The sequence below is a fragment of the Chelativorans petroleitrophicus genome, assembly GCF_025398195.1.
GTDB lineage: Bacteria > Pseudomonadota > Alphaproteobacteria > Rhizobiales > Rhizobiaceae > Chelativorans > Chelativorans petroleitrophicus.
Window position 1 is genome coordinate 209,095 of sequence record NZ_JAODNV010000004.1, and the last position, 16,346, is coordinate 225,440.

Consider the following 16,346-nt stretch of genomic DNA (forward strand, 5'->3'; position numbering starts at 1 on the left):
ATTCAGATAAGACTGCAGCACCTTCGGCACCTCCTTGCGAAGCCGTATGGCACACGTTATAGCATTACGCAAGCGATATGTAATGTCATAACATTCAACTTCCCGGAGAACACGGATGATGAGTAGGAGCCTGGCTGTCCTTGCCGCCGCGCTGGTGCCGCTTTTTCCCGCCACCGCCGCCCTCGCCCTTGACGGCGTTGTGGCGTCGATCAAACCGGTACACTCGCTGGTGGCCGCGGTGATGGAAGGCGTTGCGGAGCCGCAGCTGCTGGCTAAAGGGGCGGGTTCCCCGCACACCTATTCGATGCGGCCTTCCGAGGCGGCGATGCTGGAGAAGGCAAAGGTGGTCTTCTGGACCGGCCCAGGCCTTGAGCTCTTCCTGGAAGCGCCACTCGATACTCTTGCGGGCACGGCCAGGGTCGTCGCGCTTTCCGAGACGTCCGGGCTTAGGCTGCTTGATCTGCGCGAGGGCGGCGCCTTCGAGGCCCACGCACATGAGGACGAGGCAGGCCATCATGATGGTCATCAGTCCAATGCCCATGATCACGAGCATGAGCATGAAGGGCACGCGCATGAAAACCACGAGCGCGGCGGGCATGGGGATAATGGGGCGCTCGCGGGCAAGGACATGCATATCTGGCTCGATCCGGAAAACGCACGGCTGATGGTGCGCCGGATCGCTGCCGTTCTCTCCGAGGAGGACCCCGGCAATGCCGAAGCCTACCAGGCAAATACAGGGAAGGTGGAAGCGAGGCTCGACGCTCTCACGGCTGAGGCAGAGGCAATTCTGGCCGGTGTGCGGGAAAAGCCCTTCGTCGTTTTTCACGATGCCTATCATTATTTCGAACGCCGGTTCGGCCTTTCGGCCGCCGGCTCCATCACGGTCAACCCGGAGACGGCACCCGGCGCCCGGCGCCTCGCCGAAATACACGAGAAGATCATCGATCTTGGCGCTTCCTGCGTGTTTTCCGAACCGCAGTTCGAACCCAAGCTCATCGATGTCGTGACCGAGGGAACGAACGTTCGTACGGGTGTTCTCGATCCGTTGGGCGCGGACATCGAAGACGGCCCGGAGCTCTATTTCACACTTGTCAGCAATATGGCCCGGTCGCTGGCGGGTTGCCTGTCTGGCCGGTAATCTCGTGCAGGGGCACCCCGCTACTCGTGCCTATCGGAATGATCGTGTCCGCCTGCTCTTCCCGGCAGGCCACGAAACGTCTAGCTTTCCCCGAATCTTTGGGGGAAGCGCACCGTGATCACCATCATCGGCTCGATCAATCTCGATCTCATTGCCCGTGTGGAGAGGCTGCCGGCGCCGGGCGAGACCGTACCCGGCCACGGCTTTTCCACCGCACCCGGCGGAAAGGGCGCTAATCAGGCGCTCGCGGCGCGCCGGGCGGGCGCCGCCGTGCGGATGGTTGGCGCCGTGGGCAAGGACGCCTTTGCCGCTGAAGCGCTCAGCCTTCTTGCCGATGCCGGGGTCGATCTTGCGTACGTCAAGGAGACCGCCGCCCCGACAGGAACGGCGATGATCCTGGTGGGCGGCGATGGGGAGAACATGATCGCTGTCGTTCCGGGCGCCAATGGCGAGGTCTCGCCTCAGGATGCGGAGGCGGCGGGTCTCCGCGAGGGAGGCTTCGTTCTCCTGCAGCACGAGATACCGCTTTCCACGGTGGAGGCGGCCCTGAACGCGGCGCGTTCTGCCGGTGCGGTCTCCCTGCTCAACACCGCGCCCTTCCATGCGGAGGCGGCCGGTTTTCTGGTGCTTGCGGATTATGTGATCGCGAACGAAACGGAGTTCGACCTCTATGCCACCGAACTCGCCCTCGAAGGGGCGAACCGCGAGGATAAGATGCGCGCCTTTGCCCACAGGACGGGGCGGAGACTTGTCGTGACGCTGGGCGCGAAAGGCGTTCTTGCGGCCACCAAGCAGGGCCTCCTGCATGTGCCCGCACCCTCCATCACGCCGGTCGATACGGTCGGTGCGGGTGATACGTTCTGCGGCTATTTGGCCGCCGGCCTTGCGGAAGGCCTGGAACTCGAAGCCGCCCTGCGGCAGGCAGCAGTGGCCGGCGCCCTGGCCTGCCTCAAGCCCGGCGCACAGCCTGCGATTCCCCTGCGGGTGGAGGTGGACGAGCTGATGGTCCGGCTCTGATGCCGCTCAACTGTGGGCGAAGATGTCCGTGTCCTCCCAGCCCATCAGATCAAGCCTGGCGCGGGCGGGCAGGAACTGGAAGCAAGCCTCGGCCACGGCCATACGGTTTTCGCGCTCCAGCCGCTGGCGCAGGACATCGCACAGGCGGTGAAGATAAAGCACGTCGGAAGCGGCATATTCGAGCTGCTCCGGCGAAAGCTTCTCTGCCGCCCAGTCGGAGGACTGCTGCGCCTTAGACAGCGTGACTCCCAGAAGCTCGTGGCAGATGTCCTTGAGCCCGTGCCGGTCGGTATAGGTGCGCGTCAGCCGCGATGCGATCTTGGTGCAGAAAACCGGCTCCGGCATGACACCGAAGGTGTGGTAGAGCACCGCGATGTCGAAGCGGGCATAGTGGAAGAGCTTGGTGATCTTGGGATTGCCGAGCAGCGCGGTAAGATTGGGCGCCGAGCTCTGCCCCGCCGCGATCTGCACGATATCCGCCGTGCCGTCCCCTGGCGAAAGCTGCACGACGCAGAGCCTGTCGCGGTGCGGTTTCAGGCCGAGCGTTTCTGTGTCGATGGCGACAGCCTCGACATCGTAGCGGGAAAGGTCCGGCAGGTCGTTCTGGTGGAATCGGATCGTCATGGCTCTATCCGCGCGCCAGGGCCGTCAGAATCCGCGCCCAGGAGCGCTGGCCTTTGTGGAAGGAGGAAAGCTCGTACTTCTCATTGGGCGAGTGGATGCGGTCGTCCGCGAGGCCGAATCCGACCAGCAGCGACTCCATGCCCAGAAGGTTCTGGAAACTGCCGACGATGGGAATGGACCCGCCCATGGCGATCGCAACCGCCGGCTTGCCCCACTCCTTGGTGAGCGCATCCTGAGCCTGCCTTACGAACGGCGAATCATGCCTAAGCTGGATGGCCGGCGAGCCGCCGTGGGGTGCAAAGGTCACGGAGCAGTCGGAAGGAACGCGGGCGCGCACGAAATCGCGGAACGCGGCGCGAATCTTGTCTGGGTCCTGCTTGTGCACGAGACGGAACGAGACCTTGGCCGAAGCTTCGGATGCGATCACCGTCTTGAAGCCCTGGCCCGTATAGCCGCCCGAAATGCCGTTGACCTCGGCTGTAGGACGCGCCCAGACTAGCTCCAGCGGGGAGCGGCCCTTTTCGCCGGCCGGCACGGAAAGACCGATGGGTCCGAGCATGCTTTCGGCGGTGCAGTTGAGCGCCTCCCAGCTCTTCAGAACCTCCGCCGGCGTCTCCTCCACGCCGTCATAGAATCCGGGAATGGTGACGCGGCCCTCCTCGTCGTGCAGATCGGCGAGAGCCTTGGCTAGGATGTGGATCGGGTTGGCCGCGAGGCCGCCGAAGAAGCCCGAATGCAGGTCGCGGTCGGCTGCCCGGACAGTCACCTCTTCGCCGACGAGGCCGCGCAGGCCGATACAGATGGCCGGCGTCTCCCGGTCCCACATGGAGGTGTCGCAGACCAGCGCGAAATCGGCCTTCAGCTCAGCCGCGTGTTTCTCAAGGAACGGAATTAAGGATGGCGAACCCGATTCCTCTTCGCCCTCGAACAGAACCGTCACCCTGCAGGGCAGCCGGCCATGCACCGCCTTGTAGGCGCGGCAGGCCTCCACGAAGGTCATGACCTGGCCCTTGTCGTCGGACGTGCCGCGCCCGGTGATAATCTTGCGTCCCGGCTCGACCTCTTTCACCGCCGGCGCGAAAGGATCGCTCTCCCACAAGGCAAGCGGATCGACGGGCTGCACATCGTAATGACCGTAGAAGAGCACGTGCGGCCCTTCTCCGTCATGGTGACCGACGACCATCGGATGACCCGCCGTCTCGCGCACGCTGGCGTCGAAGCCGATGGAGCGCAGGTCGTCCGCCAGCCATTCGGCCGCCTTGCGGCACTCCGCCGCGTAGGCTGGGTCGGTGGAGATCGACGGGATGGCAAGAAGGCTGAAAAGGCGTTCAAGGCTCTTGTCGATCGACTTGTCGAGATGTTCGAGAACGGGCGCGATGTCGGACATTTTGGAAGCCTCTCGTTGTCTCGCTTCTGCCGGAGGCGGCTGCCCCGCACTGTGCGGCGCATTGCCTTCGGCTCATGTTAAAAGGGGCCGCGGACGGCCCCCCTTTTTCCGTTTTCAATGCGTCCCTTACCAGTAAGGGCAGGAATTGTCCTCCAGGAAGTTGTGAACCTGGATTTCGCCGGAGATGATCTTCGCCTCGGCCTCCTCGACCGCCGCCTTCATCTCGTCCGTGATCAGCTCAGCATTGTATTCGTCAAGCGCGTAGCCGACGCCGCCCTCGGCAAGCCCAAGGTCTTGCAGCCCGTAGGTGAACTGGTCGTTCATGGCGTCCATAAAGGCGTTGTAGACCGCCACGTCGACACCCTTCACCATGGAGGTGAGCACGTGGCCCGGATGCAGGTAGTTCTGGTTGGCGTCCACACCGATGCCCAGCTTCCCGGCATCGGCCGCCGCCTGGAGAACGCCCACCCCGGTGCCGCCGGCCGCGTGATAGATGACATCCGCGCCCTGATCGATCTGCGTGCGGGTGATCTCCGCGCCCTTGGTGGGATCGTTCCAGGCCGCGGGCGTATCGCCGGTATAGTTGCGGATCACGGTCGCGTCGGGATTGGTGGCCTTAACGCCGCCCACATAGCCGCATTCGAACTTGCCGATGAGCGGGACCTGCATGCCGCCGACGAAGCCCACCGTGCCCGTCTCGGAGGCAAGAGCCGCCAGAACGCCGACGAGGTACGAGCCTTCATACTCCTTGAAGACGACGGAACGTACATTGGGCTGGTCCACCTTGTCGTCGATGATGACGAAGTCCACGTCGGGATATTCGGGCGCGACGCGGTTCAGATATTCCACCCAGGTGAAGCCGGCCATGACAATGGGATTGTGGCCGCGCTCGGCAAAGCGGCGGAGCGCCTGCTCGCGCTGGGCGTCGTTGGAAATCTCGAACTCGGCATACGCGATGCCGGTCTCCTCCTTGAACCGCTCGGCGCCCGTATAGGCCAATTCGTTGAAGGATTTGTCGAACTTGCCGCCGAGATCGTACAGCACGGCCGGAGAAAAATCCTCCTGGGCCATCGCTACCGTGGCCATTCCGGTTGCGGCCAGAAGGCCGAGAACGATACGCTTCATGTGATCCACACCCTGTCGGTTTCCTGGCACGGACCGGTGCGGCTTCTGCCCCGGCCCCGGCAGGGCTATACCCCGCCTGAGCGCACTTTTGCACGGGGCGCAGCAAAATTCACGCATAAATTGATACCCGAAACAGAACGCTCTTCTAAAGCCGGTCACTTCGTCGATGGCGAGCTGGACCTCACGAGCCGGCTTGCCCTCGGTTTCGCCTACGATGATTTCACCGACGATGACGGGCAAATTTGGCGCAACGGTAAGGGTAGCGTCTCCTATGAGTTCGATGAGCACTGGAAGCTGTCCTTCGGCGTCTCCTACACCGAAACTGATGTTGCCGCGGGCGATTGCGGCGTCCAAGTCCGGCTATGATGGCTCCGCCTCGATGCCGGCGTGCGCGTGGATTACCAGATCGATAACCACAGGCGCGTCTATGCCTTTGCCCAAGGCACGCTCGACCGCTCCGGCGACATCGACCGGAATGATCGGGCCGGTGTCGTCGGGGAAATGAAGCTTACCGACAAGATCGGCCTTAACGGTGAGATCTCCTACGGCATCCACGGGCCGGGGGCATTTCATGAACGCCGGGATGATCTGGATCCTTGATTCTTGCTTCCGTATTCCCGGGCGAACCGGTAATCACGACCGGCTCCCCGCCGTGTATGAAGCGGCGATGACACGCCGGCTCTTAATCACGTTCGAGAATCATGGGTCCGGTGTCGAAGCAATGATCGTTGCCCGGCAGTGATGAAGCACGCCAGCGAATTTAATTCAGTTCATTTGACTTAAAACCGGCATTTGCGTTACGGTCGATTTCGGAGGAGGCTGGGCGATGCTCAAAGGCACGAACCAGGAAGTGGGACGGCCGCATAACCGGCGTATCGTGCTTGAGACGATACGCCAGCATGGTCCTCTGTCGCGTGCCGAGATCGCCCGGCACGTCGGCCTGACGATCCAGACCGTCTCGACCATCACCTCAGAGCTGCAGGAGCGCGGTTTCGTGCGACTGCGCCCAGGCGTGCCAAAGGGGAGAGGCTTTCCCGCCCCCGTTCTCGAGATCGACCCGGATGGCGGCTATGCCTGCGGCGTGTATGTCACGCCGCGCGGGCTTGAGGCTGGCCTCGTCAATCTTTGCGGCAAGGTGCTCTCGCGCCGGGCCGTCGAAGCGCCGCGAATGTCCGCGGAAGAGGCGTTCGCCCGCATCGGCGCCATGGTAGCGGAGCTGAGAGCGGACTGTCCGCGGGAGCGCTTCATCGGTGTGGGCATGGCCATGCCCGGCCCCTTCGATATCGAATCCATGAGCTTCGTTGGGCCCACCACCATGGAGGGATGGGCGGGCGTGGACGTCTATGAAAGCCTTCGAGACGCCGTCAGCTGCCCGGCCTTCGTGGAGGTGGACAGCGCTGCCGCGGCCCATTGCGAGCGCCTTTACGGCGTGGGGGAGGAGCTGTTCAATTTCTATCATCTGTTCCTGGGCGTCGGCCTCGGCGGCTGCGTCATCTATGACGGGCAGGTGGTGCGCGGCGCTTGGGGAAACGCCGGAGAAGTGGGGCACATTCCGCTCGTGCCGGACGGTGATCCCTGCCCGTGCGGGAACCGGGGCTGTCTTGAGCGCTATCTCTCGCTTGAGGCCTATGTTCGCCGAACCGCCGTCATCGGCGAGGCGGAGTGGCTCAAGGAGGTCGCGCCCCTGCTGCGCGCGGCGATCGTGACCATCGAGAATCTCTTCGATCCGGAAACCATCGTGCTGGGCGGGCTCGCGCCCGTAGAACTACGGCTGAAGTTGCTCGCCTTGACGGCGAGCCTGCCCAATTCGCTCGCCGCGCGGCGCGACCGGCGCCACCCGCGGGTCATCCTCTCACGGTGCGGCACCGATGCCGTGCTGCGCGGGGCGGCCTCGCTTGCCATCACGCAGGTGCTGTCGCCACGCTTTGCTGGCCCGCCCCAGGCGGCCGCCAACCGGGCGGCGGGCGACCCCTTTGCAAGGACGGGGAGAGCGCGCGTTGAGTGAGAATCCGCCGCTTCTGAAGCTAGAGGCGATCAGCAAGAATTTCGGCGCGATCGAGGCGCTGAAGGGCGTGGACATGGAAATCCGCGCCGGCGAGGTCGTCGCGCTCTTGGGCGACAACGGCGCCGGTAAGTCCACTCTCGTCAAGATCATCTCCGGCGGGCTGCGGCCAAGTAGCGGCAGGATCATCATGGAGGGCACGCCGCGCGACTTCGCCTCGCCGGCCGAGGCGAAGGCAGCGGGCATCGAGACGGTCTATCAGGATCTCTCCCTCTGCATCAATGCCGATGTGGTGGCGAACTTCTTCATGGGCCGGGAGATCACGAAGCGGTTTTTCGGCATTCCGATCCTGCAGGAGCGGGCGATGGAAGCGGTGGTGGCGAAGGCGTTGGCCGATGCCGGAACCCGAATTCCTTCGCTCAGGACCAATGTGGAGCATCTGTCGGGCGGGCAGCGCCAGGCCATTGAGCTGAACCGCTTCGTCCATTGGGGCGGTAAGCTGGTTCTGCTCGATGAGCCTTTCGCCGCGCTGGGCGTCGAGCAGACCCGGCGCGGGCTGGATATGATCCGTCAGGTGGTCGCGCGCGGCATCGGCGTCGTCATCATCACACACATCATGGCTCAGGCCTTTCAAGTGGCCGACCGGATCATCGTCATCCGGCACGGCAGGGTCGCGGGGGACGTGAGAACCGATGAGACGACGCCCGAGCAGGTCATCGACATGATCACAGGAGGAACCCTGTCCGGCGCCGGCAAGGGCAGGGATCAGGGGAACAGCAGTCCGGCAACTGGCGAGAGGGAGTCCAGTCAATGAGGAGAGTTTTTGGAATGTTCGCAGGCGCCGTACTTGCCGGTGCCATGCTTGCGTCCTCGGCATTCGCCCAGGACAAGGGCACGATCTACTACATGGTGCCCACGCTGCTTGATGAATTTCAGACCGAGTCCGTCAACGCCATCGAAAGCTTCCTGGCGCAGGTGGGTTACGAAACGGTGACGCTGAACGCGGACAACAAGACCGATCTTCAGCAAAGCCAGATGAACGACACGATCCTGCTGGATCCCGCGGCGATCGTCATCGCGCCGGTGGACTTCAACGCGTTGGCGCCCGCGATCGAGCAGGCGCGGGAGGCGGGCATTCCCGTCATGGTCTTCGACCGGCAAGTCACCTCCACCAAGGTGGATTTCACTTCGGTGGCCGGTACGGTCGAGATCGGCCATGTGGCGGCCGCGGAGATCCAGCGCCTCCTGGAGGAGAAGAACGGGTCCGTTTCCGGCAAGGTCCTTCAGGTGCTGGGCGATCCGGGAGATCCCTATACGCTCGACATCCAGAAGGGCTTCGAGGAGCGCATGGCTGACCATCCGGAGGTGGAGATCATCTCCCTGCCTGCCATGCAGTGGGAGGCTTCGAACGCCGGCTCCATCGTCGCTGACCAGCTTCTGGCCAATCCCGATATCGACCTGATCTTCGTGCATGCCGCGCATCTGGCCGTCGCCGCCGTGGCCTCGCTGGAGGCCGCTGGTAAGCAGCCAGGCGACGTGCTGCTCGTCTCCTCCAACGGCGCGCCCGTTGGGCTAGACCTTATCCGCCAGGGATGGGAGCAGGTTGAGGTCGAGCAGCCGCTTTATGCGCAGGCGGCCGCGATCGCCATGTTCGCCGACAAGGTGGTCAATGGCGAGGAGATCAAGCCCGGCACGTACAATGTGCTGGGCCTCGAATCGGAAATCACCATCGAGGAATGGGGGCCGAACCTGAAAATTCCAGGTGCCGCGATCACTGCAGAGAATGTGGACGAGCCGCGCTTCTGGGGCAACCTGACCCCGCCGAGCGACCCTATCAAGCCGGTGGAATAACGGCGTAAGGCGCAACCCGATCGAAAGAGCCGGCCCGCTCCGCCGGGCCGGCACATTCCCTTCCACAGGACAGCCCGATGACGCCCGCGCGCCGCGCAACGATCGAATTCCTGCTCGACAATCTCGTATGGCTGATGCTGATTGTCGTGCTGATCGTCTTTTCGCTCACCGTTCCGCGATTCTTCCAGTTCGGCATCTTCGCCAACATCATCGAGCAATCGACCTTTGTTGGCGTGATGGCGATCGGTCTGGCGATCGTCATCATTTCCGGCAATCTCGATCTCTCAGTGGAATCCACCGCCGCGCTCGCCGCGATGGTGACGGGGCTTCTGTTCGCTACTCAAGGAATCGGCCTGGGCATCGCGCTTGAGCCGGCGTGGCTCATCCTGCCCGTCTCGCTCGCGATTGCGATGCTCGTCGGGGCGGCGGTTGGTATGGCCAATGGCTTCTTCGTGGTGAGGCTGGGCATGAGCGCCTTCATCGTCACGCTCGCCTCCTTCATTTGGGTGCGGGGCCTCGTCGTGGCGATCTCGGGAGGGCGCTCCGCACAGAGCCTGCCCGCTGCGATCCGGGTCGTGGGCACGGCCGATATCCTGGGCCTGCCGCTGCTTGCTTGGATTTCGGTGGGCTGCTTCGTGCTTTTTTCCTTCATCATGGCCAAGACGCCCTTCGGCCGCTACGTTACGCTCGTCGGCGGCAATCTCGAGGCGACCTATCGCGCCGGCATCAACAGCAACAGGATTCTCTTCGTGAGCTTCGTGCTCGCGGGCCTGCTTGCCGGCGTAGCCGGATGGCTGCTAGCCATCCGCACCTCTGGTGCCACGGCCAATTTGGGCGTGGGCATGCTTTTCAACGCCTTTGCCGCCGTCGTCATCGGCGGCGTGAGCCTGAAAGGCGGCATCGGCAAGCTACCGGGGGTCTATGCCGGCGTTCTGCTTCTTTATTCCATCCATACCGCCATCAATCTGATGGGGCTGCCGGCGCACTACACCCAGATGATCCTGGGAGCGCTCGTGCTTGCGGCGGTCCTGCTGGACACTTTGAAACTTCGGCTCAGGGAGAAACTGCTTTGACGGGACGGCTGAAGGATCGAGCGGCGCTGGTGGTCGGCGGCGCACGGGGTATCGGTGCGGCAATCGCCGAGCGCTTCGCTCAGGAGGGCGCGAGGCTCGTGCTGGCGGATGTGGAGGAGCAGGCGGGCGAGGAACGGGCTCGGGCGCTGAACGCGCTGTTCGTGCGCGCCGATGTCTCGCAGCCGGACGATGCCGAACGGGCGGTGGAATTGACGGTCGCCCAATATGGCCGGATCGACATCCTGGTTCAGAACGCGGGCATCTATCCATGGACGCTGATCGAAAACATCAGTCCGGAGGAGTGGGACCGGGTCTTCGCCGTCAACATGCGCGGGACGTTCCTTGTGGCCCGCGCGGCCCTGTCGCACATGAAGGCGCAAAAATACGGGCGCATGATCTTCACATCCTCGATCACGGGCCCGCATGTGACCAGCCCCGGCCATGGACACTACTCGGCCACCAAGGCTGCCATCAATGGCTTTATCCGCGCTGCGGCGCTCGAGTTCGCGCCCTACGGCATTACGGTCAACGGCATCGAACCCGGCAATATTCTCACGGAAGGCATGAAGGCCCATCGCAGTGAGGCCTTCATTCAGCAGATGGCAAGCTCGATCCCGCTCGGCAGGCTCGGCACGCCGGAAGATGTCGCCAACGCCTTCCTGTTCCTCGCCTCAGACGAGGCGGCCTACATCACAGGCACGACCATCGTCGTGGATGGCGGCCAGCTTCTCCCTGAGGGCGGCAATATCGGCATCAATCCCGATTAAGGGCATGGCGCCGTGAGCGCAAAGCTGAGCCGCTTTAGAATCCGTTTTCGATGCGCTGGAAGATGACGGTCGCGAAAGAGGAAATCTGCGCGCCGACAAAAGGGCCGGAAAAGGCGACGGCCAACAGGATGGCGACGATCTTGGGCACGAAGGTGAGCGTGATCTCCTGCACCTGGGTGAGCGCTTGCACCAGCGCAATACCGACACCCACGACCATAGCGACGATCACCGCCGGACTGGCCGCCGCCAGCACCGTCCATATGGCATACTGGACCAGATCGAGGGTGTCGGCTTCGTTCATCGCTCAGCGGATCACGACGCCAGGGCCGACGATCACCTCCTCACCGCTCTCCAGCTTGGCAACTACGCCGTCGCTGTAAAGCTTCACCTCGGTCACGATGCCGGTCACCTCGCCATCGGCGGAAGTGATCTCGCGGCCCACGAGACCGCTTGCCTGCGAAAGGGAGGAAGCGGCCAGGATCTGCTCCAGCTTCACGTTGATCTGCACCGACTGCTCGACCTGCGAGAAGGTGGCGAGCTGCGCCACGTAATCCGTCGATTCCATCGGGCTCGTCGGGTCCTGATTCTTCATCTGAGCGACCAGGAGCCGCAGGAAGGATTGGTAGTCCACAGTCTGGGGCGAGGCCACTTCCTGCTGGCTCCGCGGTACTGCAGTCACTGTCGAGACGTTCATGGCTATTGTCCCACCGCCCTTGGTAATGCGATTTCTGCGATTTCTTCCTGTGTTCCGGCATTCTGAAGAAGCTCGGCCTCCAGCGGATAGAGGCTGCGGATCACTTTCAGGGCTTCGTAGACCTGATCTTCCGACACCAGTGCGTCCACATGCTTCAGCCCGGCGAGCAAACGCTCATCGCTGAGAATCGCAAGAAGACGGGCGAGCATCTTGCGGTATTCCTCGCGGGAGCGGTCGGCCGTTTCCGGGTCGATCAGCATGAGCTGCACAGCGAAATAGAGCTGACGCAGCGGGGTCGTCGCATCCTCCGCCTGCAGAACATGGTGCTGCAGCAGGAACTGCACGTCGTTCAGGAACTCGAGCGAAACTTTCCGGTCAACCCGGACGACGGCGCCGTTGATGTAGATCTTGTCGTTGGCCTTGAGCGAGATCTTCAGCGTGCTGGTCATTTGAGCCCGTCGCGGATGATCTCGGAAACCTCGATCAGTCCATCGAAGTTCTGGGAGCGGCCCTGGCGGATCGCCTCGCCCTCGCGCAGCAGCCAGATTCCGATGGAGATCAGATTGGCGCGAAGTTCCGCGGGCAGCTCATTGTCGCTGCTGGCCAGATCCTCAAGGAAGGAGGTCCAGAGGCGGTTCATGAACAGGATGGCCTCGATCGCCTCGTGCGAGTTGGGCCCCGCTTCCCGCGCCGCGCGTAGAAGCTCGATCGAACGCGAGAGAACCTGACGTTCGCGGTCCTTTGCGTCAGCGATCGAATCGGCCTGAATCTCCTCATAGGAAAACTGGTACATGGGATCCCGTTTCGCTTGCTATGGCAGGTGCCGCAGGAGGCTGAGCTGCTGGATGCGCGCGGTTAGCGCGTAAGCCGTTTCGATCTGTGTCAGCAGCTCGTTGACCCGCGTGGCCGCCTCGTAGGGATCGACATTCTCCATGCCGCCGACCATGGATTTGAAAAGATCGATCTGCGCGGAGACCCGCTCGCTGGCCTGTGAAATCCGGTTCTCGACCAGACCCACTTCGGACTGAAGCTGCCCCACATCGGCGATCGCCTGGCTCACGACCCTGATCGAATGCTCGTAGAGTGCCTTGCGGGCGCTCTCGCTGAGCGGCATGCGCAGAAGATCCGAAAGGGCGGCTCCCACCATTGCCAGCCTGCGGAATCCGTTGTTGTTGGCGGTCGCGGATGTCTCGGCGTTTTCGTTGAGCGTGATCCGTGTGGTGATCTTCTGGTCGGAGGCATGGGACCATACGCCATGCCAGCCGTCGTTCAGGAAGCTGGCTTCCAGCTCCTGAAGAAACGCTTTCATCTCATCGCCGGTAATCTGGGCAGCCTGGTCATCGCCATTCGGAAAGCCGAAATAGTCTTCGAAGAACTCATCGAACGCCTGCTTTGCAGGCGATGCGGGGTCGGAGAAATCCTCGAACGGCCGGACATCCGTGTTGATGCCGGCAAAGAGATATTCCCCGTTGAGGCTCGTATTGAGCACGCTCGTCATGGCGGCCAGGGTGTTTTCCGCAGCGGCGCGGATCACCGCCGTATGTTCGGGGTTGGAAACGGCGCCCGTAAGCGTAGCCAACATCTCTTGGGCAAGTTCGCCAATATGCTGCAGCCCATGCTGGGTTGCGGCGAGCCGCTCGCTCGCCAGGCCGTTGGAGTCGAGCAGGCTTTCCAGCCGCGCAATGTCTCGCGAAATGGAGTAGCTGATGCCTGAACGTGCGCCCAGAGCTAGGCCGGTATCGGCGACCTTGCCGGTCGCCAGCTCCCGCTGGGCCTTGGTGATTTCCGTCTGCATGCGCATCACCTGATGGCGAAGGGCATGCGAGACGGTGCTGCTCGATACGAAAGAGGTCTTCATGGACGGCCGGCTACCTCCATCAATCTGGACAGCATTTCATCCACCACGCGTATGATCCGGGCAGATGCCTCGTAGGCGCGCTCCAGTTCCAGAAGGAGCGCCATTTCCTCGTCGATATTGACGCCCGTGGCATTCGACAGGATTTCCGCCGTGTGGCGCGCGAGCGCGCCTTTGGCCTCCAGGCCGCCGGCGGCATTCTGGCGCAAGCCCTCCAGCCATCCGATCGATTGGGCCGTGAAGGCGGACAGGCTTGCAGTGTCGTCCAGCCCCGCCTCGGCGTGGAATGAGAAGGGTTCGTCAAGCTTGTCGAGGAAGCTGTGAAGAAGCTCGGAGTAGGACGCCGAACCGTCGGTGTTGAAGGTGTAGGAAATCCCGTCGCGCAGCCGCTCCGGGTTGCTGACGACCACCGAACTGAGCTCGATTCTGCCGGCAAGCCCGTCAACAATGCCGCCAGCCGCCGGCAGGTCCGTATGCGGCGTGCCGTCCTCTTCCGTCCATACGAACAGCCCCGTCGACGCGGCGCCAGAGGGAGGCTCGGCGAAGGCCATGATGACGCCGCGTGCGATCTCGTCGAGCTGACGCTGCATGGTGACTGCCGCGTCGTCGCGCAACTGCAGGAGCGCGGCGAGGCTTCCCATCGCGCTCGTGTTGCCGCCCTGGCCCGGTGCAAGCGGCACGCCATCGATGAAGACGGGGTTGCCCACCGTGCCTGCTGCATAGACAGGAGTTGCAGCAAAGGCGACGGGACGCGGCACGGTTTCAAAAAGCGTCACGCCGTCTGCGGTGGTCAGGATCACGTCGTTGTCAGCCCGCGTGATGACCGACACCGGGACGATCGCGGAAATCTGCTTCAGCAACGCGTCACGCCTGTCGAGGGCGTCGGATACGTCCTGACCGGTGCGCGTGCCCGCCACGACCTGCCGGTTGGCGGTCTCGAACTCGCCAAGCAGCCGGTTGAGATCGTTCACCGCCGCCGCGATGTCCCGATCCACCTCGGCCCTGAAGGACTGGACCGCTGCCGCGCCCTCGTTGAGGGAGCGAACCATGCCACGCGCGGCCTCGACCGCCGCCGCGGCCAGGGCCCGGTTTGACGGCGTGGCGGCATAGGCCTGAAGCGCTTCCTGAAGCGCGCCGAGAGCGGCTGCGGGCGAGGCCGCGTTGTCTGCGCCGTTCACCCTGAGGCGCAGGGTATCAAGTCGCTCGGTAAGCACCGACTGCGCTTCGGCGCCTGAAATGGCGGCGAGGTTCTGACGGAAAAGGACGGCATTGGTCGCTCGGCGGATTTCAGCGATGCGGGCGCCAGGCGCCATGCTGGACAGGACGGCCGAACGTCTTGCGTAATCGGGATTGGAAGCCTCCGACACGTTGCGCGAGACGATGCTTGTCTGGCGCGAGGTATTGAACAGTGCCGATTGTGCGATGCTCAACGCGGAGGTCAGCGACATATCCCTGTTTTCCGATCCTTTTGACGTTCCTGCCCGTTACCGCTTCAGATTGACCAGGAGTTCCATCAGGTCCGATCCGGTCTGGAACACCTTCGAGTTCGCTGTGTAGTTGCGCTGCGACTCGATCATGTTCGTAAGCTCCTCGGCGATATCGACATTGGAGCTTTCCAGTGCGCCGGAGACGATGCTGCCGAAGCCAGTCGCGCCGGCGAAACCGATTCGGACCGCACCGGATGTGGGCGACTCGGTGAAGATGTTGCCCGAGAGCACCTGCAATTGATCCGGGCTTGCCACATTCGCGAGCGGAATCCGGTAGAGGGGCTTGAAGGAGCCGTCTTCATACTGTGCGTAGACAATGCCGTCGTCGCTGATCTTGATGCTCTCGACGGTGCTCGGCGGGCTTCCGTCCACATAGGCGTTCTGGACCTGGAAGCCCGCATCGAGCTGCGTAACCTGGGAGAGGTCGAGAGTGACGGTATCGCCGCCCGGAACCGGGATATCTATATTCGATGTGCCCGTCAGCTGGCCGGTCGTAGCATCGAAGGTCAGCGTCCCCAATACCAGCGGACCGGAGCTGTAGGGGAATGACGTCTCCGGGGCCGCATCCGCCCGGTTAAAAACGGCGACCTCCCACTGATTCGCACTGGTCTTGGTGAAATAGACGTCGAGCAGAACCTTTTCGCCCAGGTTTCCGTAGGCCACCAGCGAGGTCTTGGCGGAATATTGAGCGCCGGCACCGTTGGCGGAGGGCAGGTTCGCGGCAGCAACAATCTCGGCATCCAGCGGAAGATTGCCCGCGAAAACGCCGTTGCGCGAAGGCGTAGCCACCAACTCCGACTGAGTGATCGTCACCGGCTCCAGTCCGGCATAGCCGTTGGCGGTCGCCGCCGGCGTTCCATTGGCGAAGCTGTAGCCGAGCAGCCGGAAGCCCGCGGCATTCACAAGCTGGCCCTGGTCGTCGAGCACGAAGGAGCCCGCGCGGGTAAGCGCGGGCTGCCCAGCGCTGTCCTGAACCACGAAGAAGCCGTTGCCCTTGATGGCTAGATCGGTCACCGAGGTGGTGTACTGAAGCGCGCCCTGCACGGAAATCGCGTTGCGCACCGTGGTGATCACACCGCCGGAATTGTAGGCGCCCTGAGTGCTGGGAATGACCAGCGTGGAAAACTCCGTCCGCGCCCGCTTGTAGCCGTTGGTGCTGGAGTTAGCGATGTTGTCGGCAACCGTGGACAGGCGGTTCGCCTGCGCGTTCATGCCCGACACGCCCGTCTTCATCATGCCGTAAAGGCTCACGTCCCTCTCCTTGCTTTTGCGCACTCCGGCAAAGATTAGCCCTCAGGACTTGCGTGAAACTGGCCGGAACCTTGC

At 63.1% G+C, this 16,346-nt stretch carries 19 protein-coding genes; 9 read left to right on the forward strand and 10 right to left on the reverse strand.

Translation table 11 applies throughout. The features are described from left to right. The first annotated feature begins 118 nt into the window (after window positions 1-118). Window positions 119-1,138 carry a zinc ABC transporter substrate-binding protein ZnuA gene (gene znuA / locus NYR54_RS02880; RefSeq protein WP_423738558.1) on the forward strand — a complete coding sequence of 340 codons (1,020 nt, stop codon included), beginning with the start codon at window positions 119-121 and terminating at the stop codon, window positions 1,136-1,138. Window positions 1,139-1,252: 114 nt separating this feature from the next. Further along, complete coding sequence (locus NYR54_RS02885) at window positions 1,253-2,155, forward strand: ribokinase (RefSeq protein WP_261513948.1); 903 nt, start codon at window positions 1,253-1,255, stop codon at window positions 2,153-2,155. 6 nt (window positions 2,156-2,161) lie between these two features. On the opposite strand, the gene NYR54_RS02890 is transcribed toward NYR54_RS02885, so the two are convergent. From NYR54_RS02890 to NYR54_RS02900, 3 genes are all read right to left on the reverse strand, one after another. Beyond that, window positions 2,162-2,779: a ribonuclease D gene (locus NYR54_RS02890; protein ID WP_261513949.1), complete on the reverse strand. Its 618-nt coding sequence runs from the start codon at window positions 2,777-2,779 to the stop codon at window positions 2,162-2,164. A 4-nt stretch (window positions 2,780-2,783) separates the two neighbouring features. Beyond that, window positions 2,784-4,166 carry a M20/M25/M40 family metallo-hydrolase gene (locus tag NYR54_RS02895; protein ID WP_261513950.1) on the reverse strand — a complete coding sequence of 461 codons (1,383 nt, stop codon included), beginning with the start codon at window positions 4,164-4,166 and terminating at the stop codon, window positions 2,784-2,786. Between the two features lie 126 nt (window positions 4,167-4,292). Then, the gene (locus tag NYR54_RS02900; RefSeq protein ID WP_261513951.1) at window positions 4,293-5,291 is read right to left on the reverse strand and encodes a BMP family lipoprotein; all 999 of its coding nucleotides are present in this window, start codon (window positions 5,289-5,291) and stop codon (window positions 4,293-4,295) included. Here NYR54_RS02900 and NYR54_RS02905 point away from each other — a divergent pair, their 5' ends adjacent. The 7 genes from NYR54_RS02905 to NYR54_RS02935 all read left to right on the forward strand — a co-directional run bounded on the left by NYR54_RS02905 (window position 5,292) and on the right by NYR54_RS02935 (window position 10,984). After that, window positions 5,292-5,657 (forward strand): hypothetical protein, encoded by a 366-nt coding sequence (locus tag NYR54_RS02905; protein ID WP_261513952.1) that lies wholly within the window; start codon window positions 5,292-5,294, stop codon window positions 5,655-5,657. A gap of 21 nt (window positions 5,658-5,678) precedes the next feature. Continuing rightward, on the forward strand, window positions 5,679-5,891 hold the full coding sequence (locus NYR54_RS02910) for a hypothetical protein (protein ID WP_261513953.1): 213 nt from the start codon (window positions 5,679-5,681) through the stop codon (window positions 5,889-5,891). A 226-nt stretch (window positions 5,892-6,117) separates the two neighbouring features. Further along, window positions 6,118-7,296, forward strand: coding sequence for an ROK family transcriptional regulator (locus NYR54_RS02915; RefSeq protein WP_261513954.1), 1,179 nt, complete (start codon window positions 6,118-6,120; stop codon window positions 7,294-7,296). Further along, window positions 7,289-8,107, forward strand: a complete 819-nt coding sequence (locus NYR54_RS02920; RefSeq protein WP_261513955.1) for an ATP-binding cassette domain-containing protein — start codon at window positions 7,289-7,291, stop codon at window positions 8,105-8,107. Before NYR54_RS02915 ends, NYR54_RS02920 begins: the two co-directional genes overlap by 8 nt. A gap of 14 nt (window positions 8,108-8,121) precedes the next feature. Further along, a complete protein-coding gene (locus NYR54_RS02925) occupies window positions 8,122-9,144 on the forward strand; it encodes a sugar ABC transporter substrate-binding protein (protein ID WP_423738551.1) in 1,023 nt (340 codons plus the stop codon). A gap of 77 nt (window positions 9,145-9,221) precedes the next feature. Then, window positions 9,222-10,217 (forward strand): ABC transporter permease, encoded by a 996-nt coding sequence (locus tag NYR54_RS02930; protein WP_261513957.1) that lies wholly within the window; start codon window positions 9,222-9,224, stop codon window positions 10,215-10,217. Continuing rightward, the gene (locus NYR54_RS02935; protein WP_261513958.1) at window positions 10,214-10,984 is read left to right on the forward strand and encodes an SDR family NAD(P)-dependent oxidoreductase; all 771 of its coding nucleotides are present in this window, start codon (window positions 10,214-10,216) and stop codon (window positions 10,982-10,984) included. Before NYR54_RS02930 ends, NYR54_RS02935 begins: the two co-directional genes overlap by 4 nt. Before the next feature lie 34 nt (window positions 10,985-11,018). On the opposite strand, the gene fliQ is transcribed toward NYR54_RS02935, so the two are convergent. Genes fliQ through NYR54_RS02970 form a run of 7 tightly spaced genes read right to left on the reverse strand, consistent with a single transcriptional unit; the run spans window position 11,019 to window position 16,271 of the window. After that, a complete protein-coding gene (gene fliQ, locus NYR54_RS02940; RefSeq protein ID WP_261513959.1) occupies window positions 11,019-11,285 on the reverse strand; it encodes a flagellar biosynthesis protein FliQ in 267 nt (88 codons plus the stop codon). Between the two features lie 3 nt (window positions 11,286-11,288). Next, complete coding sequence (gene flgD / locus NYR54_RS02945) at window positions 11,289-11,678, reverse strand: flagellar hook assembly protein FlgD (RefSeq protein ID WP_261513960.1); 390 nt, start codon at window positions 11,676-11,678, stop codon at window positions 11,289-11,291. A 2-nt stretch (window positions 11,679-11,680) separates the two neighbouring features. Beyond that, on the reverse strand, window positions 11,681-12,127 hold the full coding sequence (gene flbT, locus NYR54_RS02950) for a flagellar biosynthesis repressor FlbT (RefSeq protein ID WP_261513961.1): 447 nt from the start codon (window positions 12,125-12,127) through the stop codon (window positions 11,681-11,683). Then, window positions 12,124-12,471 (reverse strand): flagellar biosynthesis regulator FlaF, encoded by a 348-nt coding sequence (gene flaF, locus NYR54_RS02955; protein ID WP_261513962.1) that lies wholly within the window; start codon window positions 12,469-12,471, stop codon window positions 12,124-12,126. The genes flbT and flaF overlap by 4 nt, the downstream gene beginning before the upstream one ends. Before the next feature lie 18 nt (window positions 12,472-12,489). After that, window positions 12,490-13,536 (reverse strand): flagellar hook-associated family protein, encoded by a 1,047-nt coding sequence (locus NYR54_RS02960; protein WP_261513964.1) that lies wholly within the window; start codon window positions 13,534-13,536, stop codon window positions 12,490-12,492. Further along, entirely contained in the window at window positions 13,533-14,981 is a 1,449-nt protein-coding gene (gene flgK / locus NYR54_RS02965) for a flagellar hook-associated protein FlgK (protein ID WP_261513965.1), read from the reverse strand. Before flgK ends, NYR54_RS02960 begins: the two co-directional genes overlap by 4 nt. A 36-nt stretch (window positions 14,982-15,017) precedes the next feature. Then, window positions 15,018-16,271, reverse strand: a complete 1,254-nt coding sequence (locus NYR54_RS02970) for a flagellar hook protein FlgE (protein ID WP_261513966.1) — start codon at window positions 16,269-16,271, stop codon at window positions 15,018-15,020. Window positions 16,272-16,346 lie beyond the last annotated feature (75 nt).

Excerpts from the sequence above, each read along its gene's own strand:
- NYR54_RS02915 (WP_261513954.1), top strand. The coding sequence starts at position 6,118 with ATGCTCAAAGGCACGAACCAGGAAGTGGGACGGCCGCATAACCGGCGT.
- fliQ (WP_261513959.1), bottom strand. The coding sequence starts at position 11,285 with ATGAACGAAGCCGACACCCTCGATCTGGTCCAGTATGCCATATGGACG.
- NYR54_RS02890 (WP_261513949.1), bottom strand. The coding sequence starts at position 2,779 with ATGACGATCCGATTCCACCAGAACGACCTGCCGGACCTTTCCCGCTAC.
- NYR54_RS02930 (WP_261513957.1), top strand. The coding sequence starts at position 9,222 with ATGACGCCCGCGCGCCGCGCAACGATCGAATTCCTGCTCGACAATCTC.
- znuA (WP_423738558.1), top strand. The coding sequence starts at position 119 with ATGAGTAGGAGCCTGGCTGTCCTTGCCGCCGCGCTGGTGCCGCTTTTT.
- NYR54_RS02895 (WP_261513950.1), bottom strand. The coding sequence starts at position 4,166 with ATGTCCGACATCGCGCCCGTTCTCGAACATCTCGACAAGTCGATCGAC.
- flgD (WP_261513960.1), bottom strand. The coding sequence starts at position 11,678 with ATGAACGTCTCGACAGTGACTGCAGTACCGCGGAGCCAGCAGGAAGTG.
- NYR54_RS02900 (WP_261513951.1), bottom strand. The coding sequence starts at position 5,291 with ATGAAGCGTATCGTTCTCGGCCTTCTGGCCGCAACCGGAATGGCCACG.
- NYR54_RS02960 (WP_261513964.1), bottom strand. The coding sequence starts at position 13,536 with ATGAAGACCTCTTTCGTATCGAGCAGCACCGTCTCGCATGCCCTTCGC.
- flaF (WP_261513962.1), bottom strand. The coding sequence starts at position 12,471 with ATGTACCAGTTTTCCTATGAGGAGATTCAGGCCGATTCGATCGCTGAC.
- flbT (WP_261513961.1), bottom strand. The coding sequence starts at position 12,127 with ATGACCAGCACGCTGAAGATCTCGCTCAAGGCCAACGACAAGATCTAC.
- flgK (WP_261513965.1), bottom strand. The coding sequence starts at position 14,981 with ATGTCGCTGACCTCCGCGTTGAGCATCGCACAATCGGCACTGTTCAAT.
- NYR54_RS02925 (WP_423738551.1), top strand. The coding sequence starts at position 8,122 with ATGTTCGCAGGCGCCGTACTTGCCGGTGCCATGCTTGCGTCCTCGGCA.